12 protein-coding genes are annotated in these 12399 nt (G+C 44.6%); 4 read left to right on the forward strand and 8 right to left on the reverse strand.

The window, feature by feature from the left end; all coding sequences use genetic code 11:
* Nucleotides 1-237: 237 nt before the first annotated feature.
* On the reverse strand, nt 238-1488 hold the full coding sequence (glyA, locus tag AB4583_RS08585; protein ID WP_017066387.1) for a serine hydroxymethyltransferase: 1251 nt from the start codon (nt 1486-1488) through the stop codon (nt 238-240).
* A gap of 347 nt (nt 1489-1835) precedes the next feature.
* On the opposite strand from glyA, the gene AB4583_RS08590 reads away from it, so the two are divergent.
* On the forward strand, nt 1836-2438 hold the full coding sequence (locus tag AB4583_RS08590; RefSeq protein ID WP_017069490.1) for a YitT family protein: 603 nt from the start codon (nt 1836-1838) through the stop codon (nt 2436-2438).
* A 181-nt stretch (nt 2439-2619) separates the two neighbouring features.
* Here the strand turns inward: AB4583_RS08590 and treC are convergent, their stop codons facing one another.
* From treC to gmhB, 5 genes are all read right to left on the reverse strand, one after another.
* Nucleotides 2620-4305 (reverse strand): alpha,alpha-phosphotrehalase, encoded by a 1686-nt coding sequence (gene treC / locus AB4583_RS08595; RefSeq protein WP_372117021.1) that lies wholly within the window; start codon nt 4303-4305, stop codon nt 2620-2622.
* Between the two features lie 122 nt (nt 4306-4427).
* Nucleotides 4428-5852, reverse strand: a complete 1425-nt coding sequence (gene treB / locus AB4583_RS08600) for a PTS trehalose transporter subunit IIBC (RefSeq protein ID WP_372117022.1) — start codon at nt 5850-5852, stop codon at nt 4428-4430.
* A gap of 205 nt (nt 5853-6057) precedes the next feature.
* Nucleotides 6058-7002 (reverse strand): trehalose operon repressor TreR, encoded by a 945-nt coding sequence (gene treR, locus AB4583_RS08605; protein ID WP_017060760.1) that lies wholly within the window; start codon nt 7000-7002, stop codon nt 6058-6060.
* Between the two features lie 91 nt (nt 7003-7093).
* Nucleotides 7094-7435 carry an MliC family protein gene (locus tag AB4583_RS08610; RefSeq protein ID WP_017060761.1) on the reverse strand — a complete coding sequence of 114 codons (342 nt, stop codon included), beginning with the start codon at nt 7433-7435 and terminating at the stop codon, nt 7094-7096.
* Nucleotides 7436-7547: 112 nt separating this feature from the next.
* Nucleotides 7548-8132, reverse strand: coding sequence for a D-glycero-beta-D-manno-heptose 1,7-bisphosphate 7-phosphatase (gene gmhB / locus AB4583_RS08615; protein WP_017060762.1), 585 nt, complete (start codon nt 8130-8132; stop codon nt 7548-7550).
* Nucleotides 8133-8339: 207 nt separating this feature from the next.
* Here gmhB and metN point away from each other — a divergent pair, with 207 nt between their 5' ends.
* The 3 genes from metN to AB4583_RS08630 all read left to right on the forward strand — a co-directional run bounded on the left by metN (nt 8340) and on the right by AB4583_RS08630 (nt 10923).
* Nucleotides 8340-9374 carry a methionine ABC transporter ATP-binding protein MetN gene (gene metN, locus AB4583_RS08620; protein ID WP_017060763.1) on the forward strand — a complete coding sequence of 345 codons (1035 nt, stop codon included), beginning with the start codon at nt 8340-8342 and terminating at the stop codon, nt 9372-9374.
* Complete coding sequence (locus AB4583_RS08625; protein WP_017060764.1) at nt 9364-10047, forward strand: methionine ABC transporter permease; 684 nt, start codon at nt 9364-9366, stop codon at nt 10045-10047. The genes metN and AB4583_RS08625 overlap by 11 nt, the downstream gene beginning before the upstream one ends.
* Nucleotides 10048-10113: 66 nt before the next feature.
* Nucleotides 10114-10923: a MetQ/NlpA family lipoprotein gene (locus AB4583_RS08630; RefSeq protein ID WP_017060765.1), complete on the forward strand. Its 810-nt coding sequence runs from the start codon at nt 10114-10116 to the stop codon at nt 10921-10923.
* Nucleotides 10924-11043: 120 nt separating this feature from the next.
* Here the strand turns inward: AB4583_RS08630 and AB4583_RS08635 are convergent, their stop codons facing one another.
* Together AB4583_RS08635 and syd are read right to left on the reverse strand one after the other, a co-directional pair.
* Nucleotides 11044-11820 carry a Zn-ribbon-containing protein gene (locus AB4583_RS08635; RefSeq protein WP_017060766.1) on the reverse strand — a complete coding sequence of 259 codons (777 nt, stop codon included), beginning with the start codon at nt 11818-11820 and terminating at the stop codon, nt 11044-11046.
* A 4-nt stretch (nt 11821-11824) separates the two neighbouring features.
* A complete protein-coding gene (gene syd, locus AB4583_RS08640) occupies nt 11825-12370 on the reverse strand; it encodes a SecY-interacting protein (protein WP_372117024.1) in 546 nt (181 codons plus the stop codon).
* Nucleotides 12371-12399 lie beyond the last annotated feature (29 nt).

Consider the following 12399-nt stretch of genomic DNA (forward strand, 5'->3'; position numbering starts at 1 on the left):
TGTGTATAAGAGACAGCCCAACAGGAGCCTTTCAAATCGTATTTTTCAATCAAATAGCTTTAGTTCAAGGAACAGGTGCAGAATCTTCAACACCTTTCCCTAAAACAAAAAGGGACTCAATGAGCCCCTTTAAAGTATTTTTCAAAGTAGTCGTTTGAAATTCTAGGAGAGCACGCGGAGCTTACGGATGTAAGTGAGCATGCTCGACAACGAAGTTCAAATTACTACGCAGAAAAATTAAGCGTAAACAGGTAGACGCTTACAGATTTCTAATACTTTTGCTTTAGTTGCTTCGATAACAGACTCATCACCCATGTTATCTAGGATGTCACAGATCCAACCTGCTAGCTCTTTCGCGTCTGCTTCTGAGAAACCGCGACGAGTGATAGAAGGAGAACCGATACGGATACCTGAAGTAACGAATGGGCTACGTGGGTCGTTTGGTACTGAGTTCTTGTTTACAGTGATGTTTGCTGCACCTAGTGCTGCATCTGCTTCTTTACCTGTGATGTCTTTGTTGATTAGGTCAACTAGGAACAGGTGGTTCTCTGTAGAACCTGAAACGATGTTGTAACCACGAGCTAGGAATTCAGCAACCATTGCTTTTGCGTTAGCAACAACGCGTGCTTGGTATTCTTTGAACTCTGGCTCTAGAGCTTCTTTGAACGCTACTGCTTTACCAGCGATAACGTGCATTAGAGGACCACCTTGGCCGCCTGGGAATACTGCTGAGTTCAGCTTCTTGTAAAGATCTTCGCCTTCGTTAGAAAGGATTAGACCACCACGAGGACCCGCAAGCGTTTTGTGCGTCGTTGTAGTTACTACGTGAGCGTGTGGCACTGGGTTCGGGTAAACGCCTGCAGCGATTAGACCTGCTACGTGAGCCATATCTACGAACAGGTAAGCACCTACTTTGTCAGCGATTTCACGCATGCGCTTCCAATCACAGATTTGAGAGTAAGCAGAGAAACCACCGATGATCATCTTAGGCTTGTTCTCGATAGCCAGCTTTTCCATCTCTTCGTAATCGATTTGACCCGCTTCATCGATACCGTAAGGGATGATGTTGTAAAGCTTACCAGAGAAGTTTACTGGAGAACCGTGAGTTAGGTGACCACCGTGTGCTAGGCTCATACCTAGAACCGTATCGCCTGCATTTAGTAGTGCCATGTATACAGCGTTATTTGCTTGAGAACCTGAGTGAGGCTGTACGTTTGCGTACTCTGCACCAAATAGTTCACATGCACGTTCAATTGCTAGAGTTTCAACTTTGTCTACGTACTCACAACCACCGTAGTAACGCTTGCCTGGGTAGCCTTCAGCGTATTTGTTTGTTAGCTGAGAACCTTGAGCTTCCATTACACGTGGGCTTGTGTAGTTTTCTGAAGCGATAAGTTCGATATGCTCTTCCTGACGAAGAGTTTCTTCTTGGATAGCTGCGAATAGATCCGCATCGTAATCAGCAATGTTCATGTCACGCTTAAGCATCTGTATCTCCTGACTCAGATTGTACTGAAAGTTTCAAAAAAACCACACAACGACCGAAAGCAAACGTTTCCGTCACCGTTTTGATGTGACGCATTCTACATAATTTGATCTAGGTCATAAAGAGCTAATTGCAATTTTATCATGCAGTTTTTTCATAATCACAAATAAGATTCATCATGGTTATTAAGCTTATCCAACCAAAGATGACGCTTACTGTCAATTTTACGATTTACACCCTGTAAAACGCAGATTACATAGGTTTACCTTAATTTTGCCCCTCTAGCTACCGAAAGCTAAGGTTTTTCTCTACTATGCACGCCTTTATTGGTTAGGTAATTATAAAAACGATGGAAAAACACTCACGTAAAGAAGATTGGGTAGCAATCCTCACTGGCACGTTTTTAGTGGCGTTAGGCGTCTTCTTTTTACAGTCAGCGAACCTGCTTACTGGTGGCACTACTGGCTTGGCTCTGCTTTTGAGTCAATTTATGCCGGTAACCTTTGGTATTTTGTACTTTATTGCTAATTGCCCATTCTACTTATTAGCATGGAAACGATTTGGCCGTCACTTCGCAATAAGCAGTGCCATCTCAGGGGCTTTAGTATCTGTGTTTGCCGATCATTTATACTTAGTTATCTCGCTAGAAGTTCATAACGAGATCTATTGTGCTGTTGCCGGCGGCTTACTAATGGGCTTAGGTATGCTAATCCTATTCCGTCACCGCTCAAGTCTGGGTGGCTTCAACGTACTGTGCTTGTTTATCCAAGACCGCTACGGTATCTCGGTAGGCAAAACACAAATGGGTATTGATGCGTGTATTCTGTTTGCATCGTTCTTCTTCGTGTCACCTTGGGTGATTGCCGTATCTGTATTAGGCACCGCAGTATTGAACATCGTATTGGCAATGAACCACAAACCAACTCGCTACTCGGTGAATTACGCGTCTTAGAGTTCATTACCTGCTCTGTCGTTGCTGGCACTCGATGCTCAAACTTCTCGCAAGTAGACTCGAGGCACGATATTCCAGCCATCACTAAAACAAAAAAGGCTTTGGGGAGCACTCCAAAGCCTTTGTAGAAGCCCAATCCTTTAAGGGGAATAAGAATCAAGCTTCTTAAAATGAAACAAGGTTAACCTTCAATCAAGAGAATACGAGTCTCGTAAGGACGTAAGACTTGATGATGTAATGCAACTGAAGTGTTCGCTTGTTGATAGTTAGACAACAGACTCTTCGCCTTAGTCATATCAAAACGTTCCGGTAAAACGCACTCCGCCTCTTCACCATAATAGTTGTTAATACACAGCAAGGTTTGCCCTTCGTTCTCACGTGCATATGCAAAAATGGATGAGTGATCAGGTAATAGATCTTGATAGCTGCCATCTGTAATCACTGGCACTTGTTTACGTAACTCAATCAAACTCTTATAGAAATAGAAAACAGAGTCTTTGTCTTCCAGTGCTTGCTCAGCGTTAATCCCAGGGTAATTATTCGCTACATCAAGCCATGGCTGAGCTTGTGAGAATCCGGCGTAAGGCTCACTATTCCATTGCATTGGTGTACGAGAGTTATCACGAGATTTCTGCGCTAGAATCGCCATCATATCTTCATGAGCCACACCATCACGGTTCACCATGATGTCGTACATATTGGTACTCTCAACATCACGATACTGGCTAATTTCAGTATAGCTAGGGTTAGTCATGCCAATCTCTTCACCTTGATAGATATAAGGTGTGCCCTGCATCATGTGGACAGAAGCGGCGAGCATCTTGGCTGATTCAACGCGATATTGCTGATCGTTACCTAAGCGACTCACCACTCTTGGTTGGTCGTGGTTACACCAGAATAGTGCGCCCCACCCTTTGCCATTCAATCCCGTTTGCCAGTGGTTAAAGATCGATTTGAGCTGTAAGAAATCAAACGGCGCATTGGTCCACTTGTCACCATTGGTGTAATCGACCTTAAGGTGGTGGAAGTTAAACACCATCGATAGCTCACTGTTATCAACGTTTGAGTATTGCTGGCAGTGTTCCAACGTGGTTGAAGACATCTCGCCTACAGTCACGCTACCGTACTTCTGGAATACCGCTTCGCTGATCTCTTTTAGGTATTCATGTACGCGCGGGCCATCGGTATAGAAACGACGACCATCGCCAATATCATCATTAGGGAAGTCTTGCTGCTTTGAAATCAGGTTAATGACATCGAGACGGAATCCATCGACGCCCTTCTCTGCCCAGAAGCTGATAACGTCTTTTACTTCTTCGCGTACAACCGGGTTCTCCCAGTTGAGGTCGGCCTGTTCTTTCGCAAATAGATGTAAGAAATACTGACCAGTGGCTTCATCCATTTCCCATGCATTACCACCGAACTTAGACTGCCAGTTGGTTGGTGCTTGGCCGTTTACAGGATCTTTCCATATGTAGTAGTCGCGGTATGGGCTGTTTTTATCACCCAATGCTGACTGAAACCACGCATGTTCTGTTGAGGTGTGGTTTACCACGATATCCATCACGATACGAATACCACGTTGGTGCGCTTCAGCCAGCAATAGGTCGAAATCTTCCATAGTGCCGAATTGCGGGTTAATCGCGTAGTAATCTGAAATATCGTAGCCGTTATCGATCATTGGGGATGCGTAAACTGGGGTTAACCAAATGGCATCCACACTCAAGTGTTTAAGATAATCCAGTTTTGAAATGATCCCTTTGATATCGCCAGTACCTTTACTGCCACTGTCACAAAAGCTCTTTGGGTAGATTTGATAGATGGTTGCGGTTTTCCACCAACTTTCATCATGCTCAGTCATCGCCATCTCTAACACTCACTTACCAGAAAATATAAAATAAAAATCACCATGTGAATCATGGTCGAATAGCCGTTATAACTAAAAGAAAAAGCGATGGCTCACTTTGGAGTCATCGCTTATTAAATGCATTACGCGTTGGCGGTTTCTAGTTCGCCTTTCATCTGTGCTCGTTTATAGAAGAACAGTGTTAACGTGACGGGTAGTACAATCGCCACCAGCATCGCAATTAAGTAAACAGACCAATATTGCGGTTGAATCGATAAGATGCCTGGCAAGCCACCAACACCGATACCATTCGCCATCACTCCTGCACTACCACAGATAGCAGCCGCAGCGGCACTGCCGATCATTGCGCTCAGCATTGGGAATTTGTATTTAAGGTTGATGCCGTACATCGCTGGCTCTGTTACACCTAAGTAGGCTGAGATTGCCGCAGGAACCGAGATATCTCGTTCACCTTCACGCTTACTCAAGATAATGATGCCGACTACTGCCGATGCTTGTGCAATGTTTGATAGTGCAATCAAAGGCCAAATTGGTGTCCCGCCTAAGTCTTGCATCAGTTGCAGATCCACCGCGTTGGTGGTGTGGTGAATACCTGTAATAACCAAAGGTGCGTATAGGAAGCCAAAGACTACTGAACCAAGAATCGCAAAGTCACCCGTCATTGCCGCTTTAGCCGCGAATGCCACGCCATCGCCTAACATACGGCCAAATGGGCCAATGAAAGCGTGCGCTAGAATCACAGACAAAATAATCGATACGAACGGCACGACAACAAGGTACAGGTAAGAAGGAACGATACGCTTAAGATTGGTTTCAATGAACGCCAAAGCCACACCCGCTAACATCGCTGGGATCACCTGAGCCTGATAACCGACCTTCTCAATCACGAACAGCCCAAAATCCCATATCTCAGGTACCGATTTACCTATCATGTATGCGTTCATGAGTTGTGGTGAAACTAAGGTCACACCGAGCGTGATACCCAAAATAGGGGTTCCGCCAAGCTTCTTAACCGTAGCCCAACACACGCCAACCGGTAGGAAGAAGAAAATAGCTTCGCCGATCAACCATAAGAAAGAGTGAACGGTTGCCCAGAATTGACTGATTTCAACGAGGGTTTTGCCGTCGAACATGCGAATGTCGCCAATCACATTACGGAAACCAAGAATCAAACCACCTGTAATGATGGCAGGCAGCAGTGGTACGAAAATTTCGGCTAAATGGGAGATACCACGCTCAAGGAAGTTCATGTTTTGACGAGCAGCCAGCTTCGCCTCATCTTTTGATGATGCCTCTTTACCTGTCTGTTCAATCAGAAGTGCGTACACTTCATCAACTTCAGTGCCAATCACAACTTGGAATTGGCCTGCATTAGTAAAACAGCCTTTTACTAGCTTCAGTTTTTCGAGTTCAGCTTTGTTGGCCTGCTCTGCATCGTTCAATACAAAACGCAGTCGAGTCAGACAGTGGCTGACACTCGCAATGTTTTCTTTACCACCGACTAACTCGATAAGACGCGCAACGTCTTGCTTCGCTATCTTACTCATACTACCCCACCCTGGTTTCATTCAATTACTCATCTAAACCATGCAAGCTATAATCACTCAGACTTAGATCTATGGGAACATTCCCAATTACGGTTATTATAATGCCCGTATGAATGATAAATTAAAATGGGAACAATCCCATTAATTGAAAGAGATCACACTCTAATTTTAATCTAAGCCGTTCAATTTCGCTTAATTGAGTGGATTATAGAATAGGAGATTGCGTATGATGAGAGATCTCTGAATTGCCTAAAAGCTGAGAGATCAATAGATTAGCAGCCAACTTACCTGCAGATTGGTAACCAGGATCAATGCTAAATACTCGTGGGAATAAGAAAGAGAGAAGATCATTACCACCAACGCCAGTGACGACCACATCTTCACGTTGTAGTTCTTGCAGACGCTTGATTACACCAAGAGCCAGCGTATCACTGGCACAAACGATCGCTTGAGTCGCGGGAGTTAACACCTCATCCACCAGCTGATAAGCACTTTCGTGATGAAGTTGACCAGTACGATAGTTTGCCACCGAACCTGTGTTTTCACACCAATCGAGATAAGCCTTAAGACGCAGTTCACCGGTTGATTTATCACTAGGATCAACCCCGATAAAGCCAACGTCAGAGATCCCTTGATCCGATAAATGCACCAACGCACTATTGATCACCTGTTGGTTATCATAGTTAATCGACGTCACGTTCTCGGTATCCAGAGCAATCACCACCGCTTTGTGTTCCCAAGCTTCGATTGCCGGAATATCGCAGTCAGTAAAACCAAATACAATAATGCCATCAACGTTACGACGCTTTAGAACTTGCAGGTGCTCATTGGCTTTATCTCTATCAAGTTGGCTTTCCATGATCACGACATCGTAATCCGCTCGATACAACTCGGCCAGCATCGTGCTAACGGCTTTGTTTTCAGAGGGAGAGTCCAAACGAGAGATAATCACGCCGATGACTTTTTGGCTGCCACCGCGCATCGATTGCGCAGATTTTGAAGGCGTGTACCCAGATTCTTGAATTACTCTTTCCACCCTTTCACGGGTTTCAGGTTTCACTTTTGGATCATTGGTCAGAACGCGTGATACGGTTGACTTACCAACACCGGACAGCTTTGCAATATCAAGAATAGTGAGTTTTTTGCTCATAAAAAGTCTAACGTTAAAGGGAAGAGAAGAAAAAGTGAGGGTAGATTCCCTCACTTAACTGTTTGTAAATACTAGCAGTTCTTACTATGACTTACTTTTGGCAATTTCGATAGACTACGCGACCAAGTTCTAGACGCGCATTGTCACCTTTCGTGCGCAAAGTGATGCTGTTAATCATCTCTGAAGTGCCATCATCTAAGATGTATTTGGTTCCTGAGCCCGCTGGAACTTGAGTCAGGCGGTATTCATTATCAGGCAAGCGTAGTACCGCTTTTTCATTATCAAGGTAAGACACATCAAACGAGACGTCAGACTCACATTGATAAGTCGCGAATTGATCATTCGATGTTGCGCTATCAGTCTCAGGGGCTGCTGATTTAGAGCACCCAACCAATGCTACTGTACATAGAGATGCTACCAACATAGCTTTCATACTTCGTTCCTCATCTTTATATAGTCAACGACACTTAGCCTATTCACAGGTTCGAACAAACCTAATGTAAGTGCCTAATGATAGGTCCATACCTTAGTGATAAATAAAACGTTTAGCCTTTTAAGAAAGCGGGTACGTCTTTAATGCTATCAAGTACCACGCTAGCCAACGCTTCACCTTTTTCAGTGATGGGTTTACCCGTTCTTACCAAGACTTTAGTACCAACACCTGCTGCTTCTGCAGCCATCATGTCTTCCGCTTTATCGCCGATCATGACCGAGTTAGCCATATCAATCTTCAGAAAGTCACGAGCAGAAATGAACATGCCTGGCTTTGGCTTACGACATTCACAATCTTGCTTGTAGTCACCAATACCGTGCTCAGCGTGGTGAGGACAGTAATAAATGCCATCGAGCTCGACACCATTATCAACAAAGTTCCAATCCATCCACTGCGTTAAAGAAAGAAAACGGTCTTCACTAAACATGCCGCGAGCAATACCAGATTGGTTGGTCACTAGCACCAATAAATAACCCATATCTTTAAACGCTTTCGCCGCTTCAAACACACCATCGATGTATTCAAAGTCATGCTCATCATGTACGTAGCCGTGATCAACGTTAATCACTCCATCACGATCTAAAAAAACAGCAGGTTTAGACAAAATTTTGTTCTCTATCAACTCTCTATTAATCATTAATTATTACACGCTTTATTTGCTTCATCACTATCTATTTAGTTTTGCGTTCGTTAACGATTTGTTTCTAGCTTAGCCACACAATCGACGTTTAGCCGTCTAGACGTAAAAATATCTATTGACTTAGATCATAGAACACCATAGCATCGTCTGTAAATCGAGCGAGCTATCGACATATTATTCTGTTCTACCTGCACGGGTTTCTCTATGATTAAAGTGAATCAAGTCAATAAGGTTTTTTATCAAGGCACTAAAGAAATCAATGCCTTAATTGATATCAACCTCCACATTCCTCAAGGTCAAATCTTTGGAGTCATCGGCTCTTCAGGTGCAGGCAAAAGTACCCTAATCCGCTGTGTAAATATGTTGGAAGCCCCGACTTCGGGTGAAGTGATTGTTGATGGTATCGACCTAACAAAACTCAGCAAATCAGAGCTTAGCGAAGCGCGCCGTAACATCGGCATGATATTCCAGCACTTCAACCTGCTGTCTTCTCGTACTGTATTTAACAATGTAGCACTGCCTCTAGAACTTGCTGGTAAAGATAAAGCGATTATTGAAGCGAAAGTCAGCGAGTTACTTGAACTGGTTGGCCTTGCTGATAAGCGTGACACCTACCCGGCAAACCTAAGTGGTGGTCAAAAGCAGCGTGTGGCGATTGCTCGCGCACTGGCCTCTGACCCGAAAGTACTGCTATGTGATGAAGCCACCAGCGCATTGGATCCAGCAACAACTCAATCTATCCTTGAGCTGCTGCGTGAAATCAACCGCAAGCTGAACATCACTATCCTGCTTATTACACACGAGATGGATGTGGTTAAAAGCATTTGTCACGAGGTTGCGATCATTGGCGGCGGTGAATTGGTAGAGAAAGGTACAGTCGGTGACATCTTTGCTCATCCGAAGACAGAGCTAGCGCATCAGTTTATTCGCTCAACGTTGGATCTGACGATCCCTGAAGATTACCAAGCACGTTTGCAAGAGACTCGCGTAAACAGCAGCTACCCGCTGGTGCGTCTTGAGTTTACTGGTGCAACGGTTGATGCTCCGCTAATGACGCAAATCGCACGTAAATTCAATATCGATGTCAGCATCTTAAGTTCTGACCTTGATTACGCCGGTGGCGTGAAGTTCGGCATGATGGTCGCTGAACTGTTCGGTAATGAAGCAGATGATAATGCTGCTATCCAATTCCTACGCGACAACAATGTAAAAGTAGAGGTGCTTGGTTATGTCCTTTAGTTTCAACGAGATTGCTGACTGGATCAGCCTTAACGGTAACCTTCTATTAGGCGCAACAGGCGAAACGCTTTACATGGTTGCTGTTGCAGGCATTGTTGGCTTCGCGGTCGGTATTCCACTAGGCGTGATTCTGCATACGACTAAAAAAGGTGGCCTGTTAGAGAACACCAAAGTAAACAAGATTCTAGGTGCGATTGTGAACGTGGGTCGTTCAGTACCTTTCTTAGTTTTGATGGTTGCGATTATTCCACTGACTAAGATGCTGATTGGTACCTTCATCGGTACAACAGCAGCGATTGTTCCACTGACGATTGGCGCTATCCCATTCGTGGCTCGACTTATCGAAAGTGCACTACTTGAAGTACCAACAGGTCTAGTGGAAGCGGCCCAATCAATGGGCGCAACACCAACACAAATCATCAATAAGGTTCTGCTTCCAGAAGCACTACCGACTATCATCAACTCAGTAACGATTACGCTAGTGACTCTGGTGAGCTACTCAGCAATGGCCGGTACTGTAGGCGGAGGTGGCCTAGGTGATGTCGCGATTCGTTACGGATTCCACCGCTACGATGTGACCATCATGGCTGTGACAGTAGTGATGTTGATTGTGCTGGTACAAATTATTCAATCAATCGGTGATTCATTAGTTCGCCGTGTTGACCACAGATAAAGACTCACACATAAAGAGTAGAGTCGTCTGAACCTAATTAAATAGATTTATTAAAAGGAGATTATTATGAAATTTAACCTTAAAGGTTTACTAACTATCGCAGCAGCAGCTTCAGCGCTAGTTCTAGCAGGTTGTGGCGATAAAGAAGTGGATACTTCTAAAGTAAAAGTTGGCGTAATGGCAGGTGCAGAAGCGCAAGTTGCTGAAGTGGCAGCTAAAGTAGCGAAAGAGAAATACGGCCTAGACGTTGAACTGGTTACTTTCACGGATTACGTAACACCAAACGCAGCTCTAGATGATGGTTCTATCGACATCAACGCATTCCAACACGCACCGTACCTAGATCAGCAAGTGGCTGACCGTGGCTACAAGCTAACTATCGCTGGTAACACGTTTGTTTACCCAATTGCGGGTTACTCTAAAGAAGTGAAATCGGTAGACGAAATCCAAGACGGTGCTCGTATTGCTGTACCAAACGACCCTACAAACCTAGGTCGCTCTCTACTTCTTCTTGAGCAACAAGGTCTTCTTGAACTTCGTGAAGGCGCAGGTCTTCTAGCTACAGTTCGCGACATCGTGGGTAACCCTAAGAACCTAACGATTGTTGAACTAGACGCAGCTCAACTGCCACGTTCTCTTGATGATGTTGCTCTATCTATCATCAACACAACTTACGCGAGCTCTATCAACCTGACTCCACAAAAAGATGGCGTATTCGTTGAAGACAAAGATTCTCCTTACGTAAACCTAATCGTTTCTCGTGAAGACAACCTAAACGCTGAAAACGTACAAAACTTCGTTAAAGCTTACCAAACTGAAGAAGTGTACAACGCAGCTTCTGACATCTTCCAAGGTGGCGTCGTTAAAGGTTGGTAATCAACTAAACGACAGCACTGTATAGATACCCGAAGGGGCTGACATAACGTCAGCCCCTTTTTTAATGATAAAGATTTGCTAGAAAGTAAAGCATCTCAGATTTAAGCGAAACAAAGTCGATTACTTCAGGTGATCCCAAGAGATGTTTGACACCAATCGGCAGTCATCACACTTGAAATAGAAAATATCGTGGATAGGCGCATCTAGCAGCCATTCACCACCACATTGCGGGCATTTGCGCTCTTTTTCATCTTTCAGGCTGATCCCACCGACACGGTATAAGTAGTAGTAGGTTGGAACCTTAGTCAGATACTCAATGCGCCCTCTTAGACCCCAACCGCGTTTAAACAGCACACTCTTCGTGTCACTGATCTCGGTTAGCGTTGCATGTTCCGCGCGACAACCACCACCCATTTGTACTTCATCACAGGCTTGCCATTCGGTCTGCCATTTCAACACGGCTTTATGGTCGCCATTGAAGGTAGGTGGATTGCGATACAAAGGGATTGGTAGCAAGCTATCGCCACTACGCAGCGGTGAACAGGTGTGCACGAATGTCGTGTATAACACCTGCCAGCTTGGTGTTTCATCTTCTGCCACTTCTTCTGAGTTCAGATCTCGACCTAGCAAACGCATTTTAGGCGCTAGTAGGCTCGCGTTAGACAAGCGATCAAAACACACTTTCACAAAGTCTGAGTGATTACGCGGGTGCAAGCTATCTTGCTCCGGGCACACAACGCGAACATAGAATTCCCCATCGCCCATCACGATTGGGAACTCACGACCTAACACTTGTCCGTTATAACGAAGTGCATCCATTAAGCCATTAACCGCCTTGTCGACAGCGCTTACCGTTGTGTTATCAAAACACTCAAATTGAAGTTCTAGTACGTACATCTATTTATACCGCTGGTTGTAGCTTTTCTAAAAATTCTGCCAATGTCTCGGCGAGCACATCACGATTTTTGGTACCTAAGCGCTCCAAAATCACGTTACCCGTTAGGTTACAGATAGAGATAACATCCAGCTCAGCATCGGTCGCGGCAATGAAAACCGTTGGTTTTAGCTTCAAGCGACGCTGAGTTACTAGGTGACCCAAAATGTTTTTTTGTAGGCATTCGAAGTCTTCATCACTCCAAATCTGTAACAGAGTCAATTCGTTACCATCGAAAGTTGCGTTCATATCTGCGCTGAATTGTGCGCCGTAGAAAGTTTTGATGTCTTCATGCAGAGTCAACTCAATACCGGTTTCAACGTTGGTGAAATCCGCGAATTGCTCACGTGGATAGTGCTTCCACAACACGGCATCGCCACTCTTTTCTTCTACGCATGGCGATACGATGTCCACCAACTCCTCATTACGAGGTAAGCTTTGGTGTTTCTGCTTCCACGCGTCAACGTATCGCTGACTAAAAGAAAGTAGTGCGTCTTGAGCACGTTGAGTCATGAAAATCTCCTAAACACAAAATAATAAAT

This window comes from Vibrio sp. 10N.222.49.C12, from assembly GCF_041475025.1.
GTDB classification, from domain to species: domain Bacteria; phylum Pseudomonadota; class Gammaproteobacteria; order Enterobacterales; family Vibrionaceae; genus Vibrio; species Vibrio crassostreae_C.